Here is a 15,941-nt window from a genome sequence, read left to right as displayed (position 1 = left end):
GCCCCGTGGAAGCCACAAGGGCAGCCCTACGGACTGCTTCGCGAATGAATTCGCCCCCACATGGAATGCCTCCCTGCCCTGCCCAGAACTGTTCCGCCAATTTGAAAGCAAGTTGTGGATTGCGCCGCCGTCCGGGCGGCGTCATCGTGCGCGCTCTCGTCGCAAGGAGCTGCCCATGAAACCCGCCGACCTCCTCCGCCTGCTGAGCCTCGCCGCCATCTGGGGCGCCAGCTTCCTGTTCATCCGCATGTTGGTGCCGGAAATCGGCGCCCTGCCCACGGCCTTCCTGCGGGTGCTGCTGTCGGCCATCGGGCTCGCGGCGATCCTCGCCTTTCTGCGCAGCAACTGGGACTTTCGCGGCAAGCTGGGCAAGACCCTGGTGATCGGTATCGTCAGCTCCGGGGTTCCTGCAGCCATGTATGCCCTGGCGGCGAAGGTGCTGCCGGCCGGCTACTCGGCCATCTTCAACGCCACCACGCCGCTGATGGGCGTGCTGATCGGCGCGCTGTTCTTCAGCGAAAAACTCACCGGCGCCAAGGCAGCCGGGGTGCTGATGGGCCTGGCCGGGGTGGCGGTGCTGACCCGCACCGGGCCGGTGGCCTTCGACGCTCAACTGCTCTGGGGGGCCGCAGCCTGCCTGGTGGCGACCACCTGCTACGGCTTCGCCGGATTCATGACCAAACGCTGGATCAGCGAAGCCGGCGGCATGGACAGCGGCCTGGTGGCCTTCGGCTGCCAGATCGGCGCCACCCTCTGCCTGCTGCCGGTGTTCGCCTGGGATGCCCAGGCCATGCCGGTTGCTCCGTTGCTGGAGCCGCAAACCTGGCTGGCCCTGGCGGCGCTGGGGTTCCTCTGCACCTCTTTCGCCTACATCCTCTACTTCCGCCTGATCGCCAATGTCGGGCCGGTGAAAACCATGACCGTGACCTTCCTGATCCCGCCCTTCGGCGTGTTCTGGGGGGTGCTGCTGCTCGACGAGTCGGTGTCCATGGCGCACCTGCAAGGCGGCGTGCTGATCGCCCTGGCGCTGTGGCTGGTGCTCAAGCCGGCGACGGTGCCGGCTGCGGTGAAATCGGCGGGTTGAAACAGAGGTCGGGCGATTGGTGTAGGGGCGAATTCATTCGCCAAGGGCCGCGCAGCAGCCCCATTGGAGTCCCAAAGGGCAGGCCTGCGGCCTGCTTGGCGAATGAATTCGCCCCTACAAGAGAAGATTGCCACGTGCAATCGGCGGCATCCCTCACCCCAGCCCTCTCCCAGAGAGAGAGGGGGCAGTCCGAGCAGGCCTAGCGCCCGGTCTTCACCGCATTCCACACCCGGGTGCGCACGCGGTCGATCTTCTGCGGCATGGACTCCAGGGCGAACAGGCTCTTCATCACCTCGGCCGGCGGGTAGATGGCCGGGTCGGCCTTGATCGCGGCTTCGACCATGGGGTCGGCGACGACGTTGCCGTTGGCGTAGTGCACGAAGTTGCTGACGCCAGCCATCACTTCGGGGCGCATCAGGTAGTTCATGAAGGCATAGCCGGCCGCTTCATCCGGCGCGTCGGCAGGCATGGCGATCATGTCGAACCAGAGCGGCGAGCCTTCCTTCGGTGTCGAGTACTGGATATTCACGCCGTTGCCGGCTTCCTTGGCGCGGGTGGCGGCCTGCAGGATGTCGCCGGAGAAGCCCACGGCCACGCAGATGTCGCCGTTGGCCAGGTCGCTGACGTACTTCGAGGAATGGAAGTAGGTGATGTAGGGGCGCACCTTCATCAGCTCGGCCTGGGCGGTCTTGTAGTCCTCGGGCTTCTGGCTGTGGTGCGGCAGGCCCAGGTAGTTGAGGGTGATGGGCAGCAGCTCCGGGCCGTTGTCGAGCACGGCGACGCCGCATTTGGCGAGCTTTTCCATGTTCTCCGGCTTGAAGAACAGGTCCCAGGAGTCCACCGGGGCGGTGTCGCCGAGCACCGCCTTGACCTTGTCGACGTTGTAGCCGATGCCGGTGCTGCCCCAGAGGTAAGGGAAGCCATACTGGTTGCCCGGGTCGTTGACCTCCAGCGCTTTCAGCAGCACTGGGTTGAGGTTCTTCCAGTTGGGCAGTTGGCCCTTGTCCAGCTTCTTCAGGGCGCCGGCCTGGATCTGCTTGGCCATGAAGTGGTTGGAGGGCACCACCACGTCATAGCCGGATTTACCGGTCATCAGCTTGCCGTCGAGGGTCTCGTTGCTGTCGTAGACGTCGTAGCTGGCCTGGATGCCGGTTTCCTTGCTGAAGTTGGCCACGGTGTCCGGGGCGATGTACTCGCTCCAGTTGTAGATCTTCACCGTGCCGGCCGCCTGGGCGGCGGTGGACATGGCCAACGTCAGTAGGAGGGGCGCGAAGGAGCTTCTCATTGTCTTTGTGTCCTGGCTGCTTGTGGTTCGAGACCCGCCGGGCGGGGGTTCCAGCTTCTCTACCACGGCCTTCACTGACAATCAGCGACAAGTCCCAGCGGACCCGCGAGGAAGCGCTGCGCCTGCGCTTCGCTCGCCAGAAGACACAGGGCGGCCCAGGGCCGCCCGCGCCGGTTTACTGCTGGAGCTCCTGTTCGGTGAACAGGCCGTCGAACAGCATGCTGGAGAGGTAGCGCTCGCCCGAGTCCGGCAGGATAACCACCAGGGTCTTGCCCTCCATTTCCGGACGCTCGGCCAGGCGCACCGCCACCGCCATGGCGGCGCCAGAGGAGATGCCGCAGAGGATGCCTTCTTCGCGCATCAGGCGCAGGGCCATGGCCTTGGCTTCGTCGTCGCTGCTCTGCTCGACGCGGTCGACCATGGTCAGGTCGAGGTTCTTCGGCACGAAGCCGGCACCGATGCCCTGGATCTTGTGTGGGCTCGGCTTGACCTCCTCACCGGCCAGGGTCTGGCTGATCACGGGCGAAGTCACCGGCTCCACCGCCACCGAGAGGATCGGCCTGCCGCAGGTCTGCTTGATGTAGCGGGATACACCGGTGATGGTGCCGCCGGTGCCGACGCCGGCGACCAGCACATCCACCGCGCCTTGGGTGTCGTTCCAGATTTCCGGGCCGGTGGTCTTCTCGTGGATGGCCGGGTTGGCCGGGTTCTCGAACTGCTGCAGCAGCAGGTACTGCTCGGGGTTGCCGTTCGCCAGTTCGCTGGCCTTCTCGATGGCGCCCTTCATGCCCTTGGCCGGCTCGGTGAGCACCAGCTCGGCGCCGAGGGCCTTGAGCACCTTGCGCCGCTCCAGGCTCATGGAAGCCGGCATAGTGAGGATCAGCTTGTAGCCACGGGCGGCGGCGACGAAGGCCAAGCCGATGCCGGTGTTGCCGGAAGTGGGTTCGACCAGGGTCATGCCCGGCTTGAGCCGGCCGGAGGCCTCCGCGTCCCAGATCATGCTGGCGCCGATGCGGCATTTCACCGAATAGGCCGGGTTGCGGCCCTCGATCTTGGCGAGGATGGTCACGCCGCGCGGCCCCAGGTGGTTGATGCGCACCAGGGGCGTGTTGCCGATGGCTTGGGAGTTGTCTGCGAAGATACGGCTCATGATTCCTGTCCCTAGAGGTTGAGGGCGAATAAAGCTGACCAGCCTATGCTGGCGGCCCCGTGCAGTCCAGCCGAACTCATGGGGCAGATGGGCAGTCCACCGAAAGAGACGCCCCCTTGGCGGAAGCCCCATGAAACAACGCTACAGCCTGCCCCTTGGTGCGATCCTGGTCCTCGTCCTGCTGCTGGTGACGGCCCATCTGGCCCTGCCCTGGCTGATCCGCGACTACCTCAACGGCAAGCTCGCCAACATGGGCGAGTATCGCGGCCAGATCGCCGACGTCGACCTCGCCTGGTGGCGCGGCGCCTATCGCATCAACGGCCTGTCCATCGTCAAGGTCGACGGCAAGGTGCCGGTGCCGCTGCTGGACACGCCAGGCGTGGACCTGGCGGTGAGCTGGCACGCCCTCTGGTACGACCATGCCGTAGTCGCACGGGTGATCTTCGCGGCGCCGGAACTGAACTTCGTCGATGGCGGCGCCAACGCGGAAGAGTCCCAGACCGGTGCCGGCACGGACTGGCGCGACCAACTGGACAAGCTGTTGCCCCTCACCCTCGACGAGGTGCGGGTGGTGAACGGCCGGATCTCCTTTCACAACTTCAAGTCCAGGCCAAAGGTGGATATTGACGCCACCGAGGTGAATGCCAGCGTCTACAACCTGACCAACGTCACCGACAGCGGCGGCGAGCGGGTAGCGCGCCTGGAGGGCACGGCGCTGGTACTGGGCGATGCGCCGCTCGAAGTACAGGCGACCTTCGACCCGTTCAAGGACTTCGAGGATTTCGAGCTGCGACTGCGCACTCGGGAGATCGACCTGCCACGGCTCAACGACTTCTCCCGCGCCTACGGCAGGTTCGACTTCAAGGCCGGCAAGGGCGACCTGGTGATCGAAGCCCGCGCCGACGATGGCCAGCTCAGCGGCTATATCAAGCCGCTACTGCGCAAGGTCGACGTATTCGACTGGCAGCAGGACGTGGAGAACAAGGACAAGGGGTTCTTCCGTTCCCTCTGGGAAGCCCTGGTGGGCGGCGGCGAAACGGTGCTGAAGAACCAGCAGCGCGACCAGTTCGCCACCCGCGTGGAGCTGCGCGGCAACATCCACCGCCAGGACATCAGCGCGCTCCAGGCCTTCCTGGCGATACTGCGCAACGCCTTCATCGAGGCCTTCACGGCCCGCTTCGAACTGGCGCCGCCACAACAGGATGACTAGCGGCCATGGCAATTGCGCCAATACGGACGAGTGACCGCCCATTCAGTGACTGAATGAAGCGTCTGCGTTCACAGTCGACTCGTGCGCACGTTATAGTCGGGCTTTTCCCAAATACTGAACCGCCCGGTTTCGTACCGAGGCGCCCGAGTCCGAGGAATCCCTGATGAAGTTCGAAGGCACCCAGTCCTACGTCGCCACCGACGACCTCAAGCTCGCGGTGAATGCCGCCATCACCCTGCAGCGCCCGCTGCTGGTCAAGGGCGAACCGGGTACCGGCAAGACCATGCTGGCCGAGCAACTGGCCGCCTCCTTTGGCGCCAAGCTGATCACCTGGCACATCAAGTCCACCACCAAGGCGCACCAGGGCCTGTACGAATACGACGCGGTGAGCCGCCTGCGCGATTCCCAGCTGGATTCCGACAAGGTCCACGACGTTCGCAACTACATCAAGAAAGGCAAGCTGTGGGAGGCCTTCGAGTCCGAGGAGCGGGTCATCCTGCTGATCGACGAGATCGACAAGGCCGACATCGAGTTCCCCAACGACCTGTTGCAGGAACTCGACAAGATGGAGTTCTACGTTTACGAGACCAACGAGACCATCAAGGCCAAGCAGCGCCCGATCATCATCATCACCTCGAACAACGAGAAGGAACTGCCGGACGCCTTCCTGCGCCGCTGCTTCTTCCACTACATCGCCTTCCCGGATCGCGACACCCTGCAGAAGATCGTCGACGTGCACTACCCGAACATCAAGGCCGACCTGGTTTCCGAAGCCCTGGATGTGTTCTTCGACGTGCGCAAGGTGCCGGGCCTGAAGAAGAAGCCCTCCACCTCCGAACTGGTGGACTGGCTGAAGCTGCTGATGGCCGACAACATCGGCGAAGCCGTGCTCCGCGAGCGCGACCCCACCAAGGCCATCCCGCCGCTGGCCGGCGCCCTGGTGAAGAACGAGCAGGACGTGCAGCTGCTGGAACGCCTGGCGTTCATGAGCCGCCGCGCCAGCCGTTGATCAACCTCCCCTCTCCCGCACGCGGGAGAGGGCCGGGGGAGAGGGCAAACCCGCCCACTGAGGAGACCCCAGCCATGCATAGCGGCAGTTGCCTGTGCGGCGCGGTGAAGTACGAAATCGACGCGCCCATCGAGTCCGCCACCCATTGCCACTGCAGCCAGTGCCGCAAGGGTCATGGCGCGGCATTCGCCACGTACGGCAATGTCCGCCGCAAGGACTTCCGCTTCACCCAGGGCCTGGAGTCGGTGGCCGAGTACCACTCCTCCCCTGGCGTGACCCGCACCTTCTGCAAACACTGCGGCTCCAACCTCCAGTGGTTCGCCGAGCATCCTTATCCCGACTGGGTGTCAGTGGCCCTAGGCACCCTGGACACGCCGCTGGGTGAAATCCCGCAGAAGCACATCTACCCAGAATCCAAGGCCGACTGGTACGCCATCGCCGACGGCCTGCCGCAGGAGCCGCGCTCCTAGCGCTTCACACAGATCAACAACGAGGGTGCAGCCATGCTGCTCAACCTGTTCAACGAAATGCGCGCAGCCAAGGTACCGGTCTCGGTACGCGAGCTGCTCGACCTGATCAACGCGTTGAAGCACAACGTGGTGTTCGCCGACATGGACGAGTTCTACTTCCTCGCCCGCACGGTGCTGGTCAAGGACGAGCGCCATTTCGACAAGTTCGACCGCGCCTTCAGCGCCTACTTCAAAGGCCTGGAGAAGCTCGATGATTACCTCCAGGCGCTGATTCCCGAGGAATGGCTGCGCAAGGAGTTCGAGCGCATGCTGACTGACGAGGAGCGTGCGCAGATCCAGTCCTTGGGCGGCCTGGACAAGCTGATCGAGGAATTCAAGAAGCGCCTCGAAGAACAGAAGGAACGCCACGCCGGCGGCAACAAGTGGATCGGCACCGGCGGCACCAGCCCCTTCGGCTCCGGCGGCTTCAACCCCGAAGGCATTCGCGTCGGCGATGCCGGCAAGCGCCAGGGCAGAGCCGTGAAGGTCTGGGACCAGCGCGAGTACAAGAACCTCGACGACCAGGTGGAACTGGGCACCCGCAACATCAAGGTCGCCCTGCGCCGTCTGCGCAAGTTCGCCCGTGAAGGCGCGGCGGAAGAGCTGGACCTGGAAGGCACCATCGACCACACCGCCAAGGACGCCGGCCTGCTCAACATCCAGATGCGCCCGGAACGCCGCAACACCGTGAAGCTGCTCCTGCTGCTGGATATCGGCGGCTCCATGGACGCCCACGTGAAGGTCTGCGAAGAACTGTTCTCGGCCTGCAAGACCGAGTTCAAGCACCTGGAGTACTTCTACTTCCACAACTTCGTCTACGAGTCGGTGTGGAAGAACAACCTGCGCCGCACCTCCGAACGCACCGTCACCATGGACCTGCTGCACAAGTACGGTCCGGACTACAAGGTGGTCTTCGTCGGTGACGCCGCCATGGCCCCCTACGAAATCACCCAGGCCGGCGGCAGCGTCGAGCACTGGAACGAAGAACCGGGCTACGCCTGGATGAAGCGCTTCATGGAGAAGTACAAGAAGCTTATCTGGATCAACCCCTACCCCAAGGACACCTGGAACTACACCGCCTCCACCAACATCGTCCGCGAGCTGATCAACGACCAGATGTACCCGCTGACCCTGCGCGGTCTGGAAGACGGGATGAAGTTCCTCTCCAAATAACAACGGGCCCTGCGGGGCCCGTTTTCATTTGAGGTGTTGTCGACTCATCCACCCGGGCTTGCCTTGGCAGGGCGGACAATGCTCTTCTTGCCCACCGGAGGCTGCGGGCATGCCAACTGCCTGGTTCGATTTGCCACCTATACTCCTTGGGCAACTCGGGCTTGCTATCCGTGTCGTGCTTCTCCTCGGACCCCGTCGCATAACCAGCAGTCATTCCCCACCGCTTTTCGACTTATCCAAGAAGATCAAAAATGAAAAACCTAGCTGTCCTGTCAGCGGCACTTGCCGTCGTCCTTGCAGGCTGTACTTCAGGCTCATCCAAGCTCGAGTCCGGTACAGCGCACACGGAAGTCTGCAAGGCAACCAGTGAACAAGAAATATCGGCCTTGTTCGATCGCTGGAACCGCTCACTGCAAACCGGCGACCCACACCAGGTTGTCGCCAACTATGCCGAGCGTTCCATCCTGCTTCCCACCGTATCGAACAAACCGCGGTTGACCCCATCCGAAAAGGAGGACTACTTCCATCACTTCCTGGAAAACAAACCGCAGGGCAGGATCGACTCCAGAACGATAGAGATCGGCTGCAATACAGCGGTTGACGCCGGGCTCTATACCTTCACCTTCGGCGCTACCGGCACTCAGGTAAAAGCTCGCTACACATACACCTACAAGTGGGACGGACAGCAGTGGCTGATTACCAGCCACCACTCCTCCGCAATGCCGGAGAAAGAGTGAGGCGCCAACGGCGCATGCCACTCTGACCGGGTCGCTGCAAGGGGTTGGAGTGATTAAGAAATTACTCCGACCCTTTTGCCCGGAAAGGGCATTAGTGATGGTGCTTCTTCGTCCGCAAGTACTCAGACAGGGCGAAGAAGCGCTTTCGAGTTGCACGAGCGAACAGGCGATTCACCCAGCTATCTACAAGCTTGCCAAACCAGCGTGGACGTAACTTCAGGCTGAAGCTGTAGATCAACTCTGACGTGCCCTCATCCAGATCACGATGACGCATTGAGGCCGACCATTCCTGAAAGATACCTGTTGGCTCCACCAGTACCGCAGCAGCCACCTTGCCTGGTTTGTAGTTGACGAATCGAGTCCGCATTGACAGGGGCCGCATCCATCCGCGCCCTTGGTTGAATGTCACCGCCCCGATGTAAGGATGGCTACTTCCACCCTCCACATTGGCTTTCGACAACAAGGTATCCCACTCCAGACGCACGTTGTGATTGTGGAATGCCTCGAAGGTAGCGGCGGCAGGGGCCGGCATGACTAGCGTGATCTTATGGCGACTCATGACCGAGGCCCCATGGCTGAAGATGAGAGCTAGCCTAGACCAGTCACACCAGCTCGGGCTTGCGCAACCTCGGGTAATTCGAGGCGTTTGCTGGCGTTCTGGGAGACAGATTCACAATCAAGTAATTGAGTGTCTGCTCTTGGCTGCCGGTTCCGGCCATGGCAACAAGGACGTTCCAGATACCCTCCCCGAAACCAGCAATTCGATAGCTTATGATGACCCTGCGCTCAGCGATGAGCCGAGCTGGCAGCAGATGCCATTTGGGGATTGGTGAGGCGAGTCGTTGTGGGGGCGATTTCAATCGCCAAGCAGACCGCAGGGCTGCCCTGACGTGTTGGAGGGGGCAACTACGTTGCCCTTGGCGAATGAATTCGCCCCCACAAGAATGTTGTTCACCAGACTGCTGCCGGAGGTTTGGCAGCCCTCTCTCCCGGCCCCTCTTCCGCAAGCGGGCCAGGGGTGACCCAGCCGGATACCAGTCAGCGCGCCGGGGCATTCGTAGAGTGAGGTACCTTCCGGTGCCCTTAGGCACCAAACACGGGTCTGAAGAACGTACGCACATAGCTGAGAATGCACTTCGTATCTTCCGCGTACTTGAACGCGGCCATGCATTCCGGGTCGTTCATGGATTGCTGCCGGTAGCGTTCGTACTCGGCAAGGCTTGGAAATGTGAACATCGCAATCGCGATGTTGTTTGCCCCCTCGGAAGGCAGGAAGTAGCCGTGATGCTTGCCGCCGAACTTCTCGACAAGCGGGATCCACAGCCTTCCGTAGTGTTCGAACTCGCTTAGCTTGTATGGATCCAGAACATATCTCAGGTAGCAAGTGACCATTCCCGTCCTCTCTGGCATATATCGTATGGCATGTGCATCACCGCAAATGCCGCTCCTGCGCCTTGCGGCTGCGGCCGCCGCTGAAGGCCCAGCCTAGCAGCAGCAACTGGCTTTCCACCACCCAGGCCAGCAGCAGGCCGGCGCCCAGGCCCCAGGCGATGGCCTCGGGCACCAGCAGGAGCTGGTAGCTGTAGGCGGCCAGGGTTTCCTTGCGCAGTTCGGGGTTGGCACTGATCAGCACATGCCAGGCGCGCTGGTACCAGGGGCCCTGCAGGGCCCGCCATTCGCGCTGCAGGAGGCTGTCGCGGGCCACCAGCTTGGCGACGCTCTCGGCGTCGCTGCGCATCACCGGGTCGTCGCTGGCGCGGTAGTGGACAACGAGGGCGTCCAGGTCGCCCTTGAAGAAGCGCCGGGCGGTGTCGCGGAAGCCCTTGAGGCCCTGCTCCGCTTCCAGGCGGTGAGCGTCAACGCGCTTGGCATAGTCTTCGATGAAGCCCGGCACCTGCACCCCGACCAGGAGGCCCAGGGTGAACAGGATCAGGCGCAGATAGCTTCGCAACATTCCCTGTCCTCCGGTTATCAGGTACGGCCCTGGCTGACGATCTCGCCCCGGCGCCAGAGGATCCACTCGCCGGGCTCGTAGATATTCCAGGTCTCGTTATCGGTCAGGGGCTCGGTGGCGATCACGGTGACCACGTCCTTGGGCGTGGTTTCCGCCTGGAAGTCCACCGTCAGATCAGCGTCCTTCAGGCGCGCCGGGCCGAAGGGCGCGCGGCGGGTGATGTGGGCCAGCTTGCTGGAGCAGAAGCTGAACAGCCAGTCGCCGTCGCTGAGCAGGCAGTTGAACACGCCCTTCTGGCGGAACTCGAAGCAGGCCTGGACCAGCACCGGCAGGAGGATCTCGGCCATCACAGGCTCGGGGAAGGCGCCACGCACGCGGTTCAGCAGGTTGCAGAAGGCCGCCTCGCTGTCGGTATCGCCCACCGGCCAGTAGAACCCCTTCGACGGCTCGAAGCCGGCCAGTTGGCCGTTGTGCGCGAAGCACCAGTTGCGCCCCCAGAGCTCGCGGACGAAGGGGTGGGTGTTGGACAGGCAGACTTTGCCCACATTCGCCTGGCGAATATGGCCGATCACCGTTTCGCTCTTGATCGGGTAGCGCTGCACCAGCCGCGCCACTTCGGATTCGACGCTCGCCGCAGGGTCCTGGAACAGGCGCAGGCCGCGCCCTTCGTAGAAACCTATGCCCCAGCCATCGCGGTGCGGGCCGGTGCCGCCGCCGCGCTGCATCAGGCCGGTGAAGCTGAAGACGATATCGGTGGGGACGTTGGCGCTCATGCCGAGCAGTTCGCACATGGTTCAGAAATCCAGCTTCAGGGCGTTCTTCAGTTGGTCAGCTTCGCGCGCCAGACGCGCCTGCAGGGCGGCGCGGCCAAGGGGCAGGAAGCGGGTCAGGGCTCGCCAGAGCAGGCTGGCGAGGTCGCCACGGCGGCGTGGGATCAGGTGCAGATGCAGGTGCGGCACGTGCTGGTTGGCAGCCGGGCCGTCGTTGATCAACAGATTGATTCCCTGGCGGCCATAGCCGGCCCAGCGCAGTGCCTGGCCCACCTTGTCGGCGCGGGCCAGCAGGCGCTCACGGGCAGCAGAGGAGAGATCTGAGAGGCAGGGGGCGTGCTCGCGGGCAACTATCAGCACATGGGCCGGACGCAGCGGGTTGATGTCCAGCAGCACCAGGAAGTGCTCGTCTTCATGCAGCAAGTGGGCCGGCAGCTTGCCGGTGGCTATGGCGCAGAACACGCAGTCCATGGGCACTCCTTGGCGGGGAAAGGCCCATGCTGAACGCGTCGTGACCAGGCTGCAAGGCCTCGGCGGTTACAGGCGAGGCTCTATGCGCAGGCGACGGTCGCCGTTCTGGTCGTAGCGGGTATCCACGTCGGCGACGCGGTCGCGATTCGTCTCGCGCAGGGTGGGCTCTTCCTCGGAGTTCGCTTCGGCCTCGCGGGCGGCGCGGATCTCCTTGACCTTGCGCTCGATGGGCCAGCGGATCAGGACGAACACCACATAGCCGGTAATGGCGATGATGCTGTACATGGTCAGATCAAGGACCGCCTTCCAGGCGTTGTTGCCGACCTTGAACAGCAGGTCCAGGGCGGTGATGGCCACGGCCGGGGCGAACTGGTCCTTGGCCGGATCGACTATGGTCGGCGTCAGCAGCAGCACCGCCACCAGCAGCCGCAGCGGTTCGCGCAGCCAGCGCCACATCCAGCCGGTAAGGTGATACCAGACCAGCAGGCAGCCGAGCGCGGCGAGTCCGTAGGCGGCCCAGGCGAGCAGGTAGTCGTTTTCAGTCATTGGCGTCCGTGGCAAGGCTGGCAAAAGGGCGCTTATGATAACGGCTTTTCCCGGTTCCGGCGCTCCTGCCGTCGCCCGACCGCCCTGCCTTCGAGAGTGCCCATGCCCCAAGCCCCCATCGCCCGAATCGAATCCGGAGACGACCCCTACCGCTGGCTGGAACAGCGCGACGCACCCGAAGTACTCGCCCACCTGGAAGCGGAGAACGCCTGGCTGGAGGCCGAACTGGCCGGCCAGCAGGAGCTGCGTGAGGCGCTGTTCCAGGAGATCAAGGGCCGCATCCGCGAGACCGACCTCTCCCTGCCGGTGCCCTGGGGCCCCTGGCTCTACTACCAGCGCACCACCGCCGGCGACGAATACCCGCGCCACTACCGCTGCCCACGCCCGACCGACGGTTCACTGACCCTGGAAGAAGCCCGCGAGGAGCTGCTGCTGGACCCCAACGAACTGGCGGCCGGCGGTTTCCTGTCCATCGGCGCCTTCAGTGTCAGCCCCGACCATGCGCGCCTGGCCTACAGCCTGGACACCAGCGGCGACGAGACCTACCAGCTCTACGTGAAGGAGCTGGCCAGCGGTGAAGTCCGCGCCCTGCCCTTCGAGCAGTGCGACGGCAGCATGACCTGGGCCAACGACAGCGCCACGCTGTTCTTCGGCGAACTGGACGATACCCATCGCCCGCACCGCCTGCATCGCCACCGCCTGGGCGAGGCCACTGCCGAGCTGGTGTTCGAGGAGTGCGACGGCCGCTTCTTCCTCAATTGCTACCGCGCCAGTTCCGAGCGCCAGCTGATCCTGCTGCTGAACAGCAAGACCACCAGCGAGACCTGGGTGCTGGACGCCGATACCCCCCAAGGCGCCTGGACCTGCCTGGCACCGCGAGAGGAGGACCACGAGTACTACGCCGACCACGGCAAGCTGGGCGGCCAGTGGACCTGGCTGATCCGCAGCAACCAGACCGGTATCAACTTCGCGCTCTACCAGGCCAGCGAGGCCGAGCCTACCCGCGGCCATTGGCGCGAGCTGATCGCCCATGACGAGGCGCGCATGCTGGAAGGTGTCAGCCTGAATGCCGGCGCCTTCGTCCTCAGCCTGCGCGAAGGCGGATTGCCGATCATCCAGGTGCATCCGGAAGGTGCAGCGACCTACCCGCTGCAACTGCCGGATGCCGCCTACAGCCTCTATGTCCAGGACAGCCTGGAATTCGACAGTCCGGTGATCCGCCTGCGCTACGAGGCCCTCAATCGCCCGGCCCAGGTGCGCCAGCTGGAGCTGACCAGCGGCGCTCAGCAGGTGCTCAAGGAAACCCCGGTGGAAGGCCCCTTCGATGCCGACGCCTATGTCAGCCAGCGCCTCTGGGCGACGGCGGCGGACGGCACGCGCATCCCCATCAGCCTGGTGGCCCGACGCGAGACCCTGGGTAAGCCCGCGCCGCTCTACCTCTACGGCTACGGCGCCTACGGCGAGAGCCTCGACCCCTGGTTCTCCCACGCCCGCCTGAGCCTGCTGGATCGCGGCTTCGTCTTCGCCATCGCCCATGTGCGCGGTGGCGGCGAACTCGGCGAAGCCTGGTACCGCGCCGGCAAGCTGGAACACAAGACCAATACCTTCGGCGACTTCATCGCCTGCGCCGAACACCTGATCGCCGAGAGCTACACCGCTCCGGAGCAGTTGGCCATCAGCGGCGGCAGCGCCGGCGGCCTGCTGATGGGCGCGGTGCTCAACTTGCGCCCCGAGTTGTTTGCCGCGGCCATCGCCGAGGTGCCTTTCGTCGACGTGCTGAACACCATGCAGAACCCCGACCTGCCACTGACCGTGACCGAGTACGACGAATGGGGCGACCCGAACGAGCCGGACGTCTTCGAGCGGATCAAGGGTTATGCGCCCTACGAGAACGTGAGTGCCCAGGCCTACCCGGCGATGCTGGTGGTGGCCGGCTACAACGACAGCCGCGTGCAGTACTGGGAAGCGGCCAAGTGGGTGGCGAAGCTGCGCGCCAGCAAGACCGACGACAATCCGCTGCTGCTCAAGACCGACCTCGGCGCCGGCCATGGCGGTATGAGCGGCCGCTACCAGGCGCTGCGCGACGTCGCCCTGGAATATGCCTTCCTGCTCAAGGTGCTCGGCCTGCCGCAGCGCTGATCAGGGATCGCCGGTGCTGGTGCCCAGATCCTTGGTGTTTCGCTCCAGCTGCTTCTCCAGCACCGGGATCGGCTGGTCGCGCTGCTCCAGGGATTCGCGCAGGCGCTGCTCCTGGTCGACATTGTTCATCAACCTCGGGTTGCCGCTCTGCGGCACCGGGCTGGTGACGGCGCGCGGCACGATCTGTGGATAAGGCTGCGGCGTGACCGTGCCGGGAGCGCCCGCCGGCGCCTGCAACGGCGCGCGCAACAGCGGTGGATTCTGCCCCGCCGCGCCGCCTGCCAGCAGGGCGAGCACCAGCAGCAGCGGAAGCTTGCTAAGGTTCATGGCCTGTCTCCGGCTGTTTCTCGCTTGAGTCTAACCCCCGGTCGACGAAGCGGCTGCGCGCGCGACGGGATGCCATCGATCGCCGGTGCCCGGTCTAGACTTTCTTCGAGATCCCGACACGGGAGTGCGGTGGATGAGCACGGAACGAACGGCGCCCCCGACGAGCAAGCTGGACAAGTTGCTCGCCGATGAGCGCAAAAGGCGCGAGCACAGTTACCGGGAACAGGCGCTGAAGCTGTATCCCTGGGTCTGCGCCCGTTGCGGCCGCGAGTTCAGCGGCAAGCGCCTGTCCGAACTTACGGTGCACCACCGCGATCACAACCATGACAACAACCCGCCGGACGGTTCGAACTGGGAGCTGCTCTGTCTCTACTGCCACGACAACGAGCACTCCCGCTACACCGACCAGCAGTGGCACAGCGAAGAACAACCCGGCACCCGGCGAGAGCCAGGCGCCACCTACAAGGCACTAGCCGGCATCGGCGATCTGTTGAAGCGCAAGGAATAGCCCGCCCTGGGCCGTTCGTCACCGAGTCTGCAAGGAGATCACGATGAAGATCCTCATGGTACTGACCTCCCACGACAAGCTGGGCGACACCGGCAAGAAAACCGGCTTCTGGCTCGAGGAGTTCGCCGCGCCCTACTTCGCCTTCCGCGACGCCGGCGCCGAAGTGGTGCTGGCATCACCCAAGGGCGGCCATCCGCCTCTGGACCCGAAGAGCGACGACCCGGATGCCCAGACCGAGGCGACCCACCGCTTCCGCGAGGATGACGTGGCCCGCCGCGCCCTGGCCAACACCCTGCGTCTGGACAGCCTGATGCCGGCCGACTACGACGCCCTCTTCTACCCCGGCGGCCATGGCCCGATGTGGGACCTGGTGGACGACCTGCATTCCATCGTGCTGGTTGAGAGCTTTTACGCCGCAGGCAAGCCGGTGGGCGCCGTGTGCCACGCGCCGGCCGTGCTGCTCAACGCCAAGGCCCCGGATGGCGCTCCGCTGGTGCAGGGCAACGCGGTGACTGGTTTCTCCAACTCCGAGGAAATCGCCGTGGGCCTGGCCGAGGTAGTGCCCTTCCTGCTGGAGGATGTGCTGAAGGAGAAAGGCGGCCACTACTCCAAGGTGGCGGACTGGCAACCCCATGTGGTCGCCGATGGCAACCTGATCACCGGGCAGAACCCGGCCTCCTCCGAGCCGACGGCGGCGGCGCTGCTGGAGCTTCTGGGGGGAAGGCGGGACGAGTTGTAAGGCAGCAGACGGCGAATGAATCCTTGTAGGGGCGAATGAATTGGCTATGTCTGCGTTAGCTGTTGCTGCATCGACAAAAAAGCTCTAGCACGGTATTTTCAGGCCTCCGCACCTGCCTGATACATCCCTCACCCCCGCCCCTCTCCCTGAAGAGGAGAGGGGTGACTCGCGCCTGACAGGGCGCAGCAATCCTGATGCCTGATCAGTGCCTGAACCTGTGCAGAAGAGGTGGGGCAGCGACTCTGCCCCGTCAGGAGGCCAAGCGGCATCGTTGCGCAGGGGGACGAGCGGCATGGATGCCGCGAGAGGCGTGCGGGGCCATGGATGGCC

18 protein-coding genes are annotated in these 15,941 nt (G+C 64.2%); 9 read left to right on the top strand and 9 right to left on the bottom strand.

Going from position 1 to position 15,941, the window contains the following annotated elements; all coding sequences use genetic code 11:
• Positions 1-175: 175 nt before the first annotated feature.
• The gene (locus E8F12_RS01340) at positions 176-1,084 is read left to right on the top strand and encodes a DMT family transporter (RefSeq protein WP_280323486.1); all 909 of its coding nucleotides are present in this window, start codon (positions 176-178) and stop codon (positions 1,082-1,084) included.
• A gap of 199 nt (positions 1,085-1,283) precedes the next feature.
• Here the strand turns inward: E8F12_RS01340 and E8F12_RS01335 are convergent, their stop codons facing one another.
• Both E8F12_RS01335 and cysK read right to left on the bottom strand, forming a co-directional pair.
• Positions 1,284-2,369, bottom strand: coding sequence for a polyamine ABC transporter substrate-binding protein (locus E8F12_RS01335; RefSeq protein WP_280323485.1), 1,086 nt, complete (start codon positions 2,367-2,369; stop codon positions 1,284-1,286).
• A 175-nt stretch (positions 2,370-2,544) separates the two neighbouring features.
• Positions 2,545-3,519 (bottom strand): cysteine synthase A, encoded by a 975-nt coding sequence (cysK, locus tag E8F12_RS01330; RefSeq protein WP_280323484.1) that lies wholly within the window; start codon positions 3,517-3,519, stop codon positions 2,545-2,547.
• A 130-nt stretch (positions 3,520-3,649) separates the two neighbouring features.
• On the opposite strand from cysK, the gene E8F12_RS01325 reads away from it, so the two are divergent.
• The 5 genes from E8F12_RS01325 to E8F12_RS01305 all read left to right on the top strand — a co-directional run bounded on the left by E8F12_RS01325 (position 3,650) and on the right by E8F12_RS01305 (position 8,157).
• Positions 3,650-4,729 carry a DUF748 domain-containing protein gene (locus E8F12_RS01325; protein ID WP_280323483.1) on the top strand — a complete coding sequence of 360 codons (1,080 nt, stop codon included), beginning with the start codon at positions 3,650-3,652 and terminating at the stop codon, positions 4,727-4,729.
• A gap of 163 nt (positions 4,730-4,892) precedes the next feature.
• Entirely contained in the window at positions 4,893-5,738 is an 846-nt protein-coding gene (locus E8F12_RS01320) for a MoxR family ATPase (RefSeq protein ID WP_280323481.1), read from the top strand.
• A gap of 74 nt (positions 5,739-5,812) precedes the next feature.
• A complete protein-coding gene (locus E8F12_RS01315; RefSeq protein WP_280323480.1) occupies positions 5,813-6,208 on the top strand; it encodes a GFA family protein in 396 nt (131 codons plus the stop codon).
• A gap of 33 nt (positions 6,209-6,241) precedes the next feature.
• Positions 6,242-7,420, top strand: a complete 1,179-nt coding sequence (locus E8F12_RS01310) for a VWA domain-containing protein (RefSeq protein WP_280323479.1) — start codon at positions 6,242-6,244, stop codon at positions 7,418-7,420.
• Between the two features lie 251 nt (positions 7,421-7,671).
• Positions 7,672-8,157: an SgcJ/EcaC family oxidoreductase gene (locus E8F12_RS01305; RefSeq protein WP_280323478.1), complete on the top strand. Its 486-nt coding sequence runs from the start codon at positions 7,672-7,674 to the stop codon at positions 8,155-8,157.
• 91 nt (positions 8,158-8,248) lie between these two features.
• On the opposite strand, the gene E8F12_RS01300 is transcribed toward E8F12_RS01305, so the two are convergent.
• From E8F12_RS01300 to E8F12_RS01275, 6 genes are all read right to left on the bottom strand, one after another.
• Positions 8,249-8,716: a hypothetical protein gene (locus tag E8F12_RS01300; RefSeq protein WP_280323477.1), complete on the bottom strand. Its 468-nt coding sequence runs from the start codon at positions 8,714-8,716 to the stop codon at positions 8,249-8,251.
• A gap of 524 nt (positions 8,717-9,240) precedes the next feature.
• Complete coding sequence (locus E8F12_RS01295) at positions 9,241-9,549, bottom strand: NIPSNAP family protein (RefSeq protein WP_280323476.1); 309 nt, start codon at positions 9,547-9,549, stop codon at positions 9,241-9,243.
• Positions 9,550-9,586: 37 nt separating this feature from the next.
• The gene (locus tag E8F12_RS01290; RefSeq protein WP_280323475.1) at positions 9,587-10,111 is read right to left on the bottom strand and encodes a DUF2937 family protein; all 525 of its coding nucleotides are present in this window, start codon (positions 10,109-10,111) and stop codon (positions 9,587-9,589) included.
• A gap of 17 nt (positions 10,112-10,128) precedes the next feature.
• Positions 10,129-10,902, bottom strand: coding sequence for a class II glutamine amidotransferase (locus tag E8F12_RS01285; RefSeq protein WP_280323474.1), 774 nt, complete (start codon positions 10,900-10,902; stop codon positions 10,129-10,131).
• 3 nt (positions 10,903-10,905) lie between these two features.
• Complete coding sequence (locus E8F12_RS01280) at positions 10,906-11,352, bottom strand: HIT family protein (RefSeq protein ID WP_280323473.1); 447 nt, start codon at positions 11,350-11,352, stop codon at positions 10,906-10,908.
• Positions 11,353-11,418: 66 nt separating this feature from the next.
• Positions 11,419-11,898 (bottom strand): MFS transporter, encoded by a 480-nt coding sequence (locus E8F12_RS01275; RefSeq protein ID WP_280323472.1) that lies wholly within the window; start codon positions 11,896-11,898, stop codon positions 11,419-11,421.
• 96 nt (positions 11,899-11,994) lie between these two features.
• Between E8F12_RS01275 and E8F12_RS01270 the strand changes: the two genes are divergently transcribed.
• Positions 11,995-14,037, top strand: a complete 2,043-nt coding sequence (locus E8F12_RS01270) for a S9 family peptidase (RefSeq protein WP_280323471.1) — start codon at positions 11,995-11,997, stop codon at positions 14,035-14,037.
• Here E8F12_RS01270 and E8F12_RS01265 read toward each other — a convergent pair whose 3' ends face one another.
• A complete protein-coding gene (locus tag E8F12_RS01265; RefSeq protein ID WP_280323470.1) occupies positions 14,038-14,364 on the bottom strand; it encodes a hypothetical protein in 327 nt (108 codons plus the stop codon).
• Positions 14,365-14,497: 133 nt separating this feature from the next.
• Here E8F12_RS01265 and E8F12_RS01260 point away from each other — a divergent pair, with 133 nt between their 5' ends.
• The gene (locus E8F12_RS01260; protein WP_280292478.1) at positions 14,498-14,872 is read left to right on the top strand and encodes a YajD family HNH nuclease; all 375 of its coding nucleotides are present in this window, start codon (positions 14,498-14,500) and stop codon (positions 14,870-14,872) included.
• Between the two features lie 43 nt (positions 14,873-14,915).
• The gene (locus E8F12_RS01255; RefSeq protein ID WP_280323469.1) at positions 14,916-15,611 is read left to right on the top strand and encodes a type 1 glutamine amidotransferase domain-containing protein; all 696 of its coding nucleotides are present in this window, start codon (positions 14,916-14,918) and stop codon (positions 15,609-15,611) included.
• Positions 15,612-15,941: the final 330 nt, after the last annotated feature.

Origin of the sequence: Pseudomonas sp. BN102, from assembly GCF_029871245.1 — a bacterium.
Lineage (GTDB): Bacteria > Pseudomonadota > Gammaproteobacteria > Pseudomonadales > Pseudomonadaceae > Metapseudomonas.
The sequence above is the reverse complement of the archived record's forward strand: the minus strand, read 5'-3'. Positions and strand labels throughout refer to the sequence as shown.

Bases quoted from the DNA above. Each gene is read 5' to 3' on its own strand.
- E8F12_RS01340 (WP_280323486.1), top strand. From the start codon at position 176: ATGAAACCCGCCGACCTCCTCCGCCTGCTGAGCCTCGCCGCCATCTGG.
- E8F12_RS01335 (WP_280323485.1), bottom strand. From the start codon at position 2,369: ATGAGAAGCTCCTTCGCGCCCCTCCTACTGACGTTGGCCATGTCCACC.
- cysK (WP_280323484.1), bottom strand. From the start codon at position 3,519: ATGAGCCGTATCTTCGCAGACAACTCCCAAGCCATCGGCAACACGCCC.
- E8F12_RS01325 (WP_280323483.1), top strand. From the start codon at position 3,650: ATGAAACAACGCTACAGCCTGCCCCTTGGTGCGATCCTGGTCCTCGTC.
- E8F12_RS01320 (WP_280323481.1), top strand. From the start codon at position 4,893: ATGAAGTTCGAAGGCACCCAGTCCTACGTCGCCACCGACGACCTCAAG.
- E8F12_RS01315 (WP_280323480.1), top strand. From the start codon at position 5,813: ATGCATAGCGGCAGTTGCCTGTGCGGCGCGGTGAAGTACGAAATCGAC.
- E8F12_RS01310 (WP_280323479.1), top strand. From the start codon at position 6,242: ATGCTGCTCAACCTGTTCAACGAAATGCGCGCAGCCAAGGTACCGGTC.
- E8F12_RS01305 (WP_280323478.1), top strand. From the start codon at position 7,672: ATGAAAAACCTAGCTGTCCTGTCAGCGGCACTTGCCGTCGTCCTTGCA.
- E8F12_RS01300 (WP_280323477.1), bottom strand. From the start codon at position 8,716: ATGAGTCGCCATAAGATCACGCTAGTCATGCCGGCCCCTGCCGCCGCT.
- E8F12_RS01295 (WP_280323476.1), bottom strand. From the start codon at position 9,549: ATGGTCACTTGCTACCTGAGATATGTTCTGGATCCATACAAGCTAAGC.
- E8F12_RS01290 (WP_280323475.1), bottom strand. From the start codon at position 10,111: ATGTTGCGAAGCTATCTGCGCCTGATCCTGTTCACCCTGGGCCTCCTG.
- E8F12_RS01285 (WP_280323474.1), bottom strand. From the start codon at position 10,902: ATGTGCGAACTGCTCGGCATGAGCGCCAACGTCCCCACCGATATCGTC.
- E8F12_RS01280 (WP_280323473.1), bottom strand. From the start codon at position 11,352: ATGGACTGCGTGTTCTGCGCCATAGCCACCGGCAAGCTGCCGGCCCAC.
- E8F12_RS01275 (WP_280323472.1), bottom strand. From the start codon at position 11,898: ATGACTGAAAACGACTACCTGCTCGCCTGGGCCGCCTACGGACTCGCC.
- E8F12_RS01265 (WP_280323470.1), bottom strand. From the start codon at position 14,364: ATGAACCTTAGCAAGCTTCCGCTGCTGCTGGTGCTCGCCCTGCTGGCA.
- E8F12_RS01260 (WP_280292478.1), top strand. From the start codon at position 14,498: ATGAGCACGGAACGAACGGCGCCCCCGACGAGCAAGCTGGACAAGTTG.
- E8F12_RS01255 (WP_280323469.1), top strand. From the start codon at position 14,916: ATGAAGATCCTCATGGTACTGACCTCCCACGACAAGCTGGGCGACACC.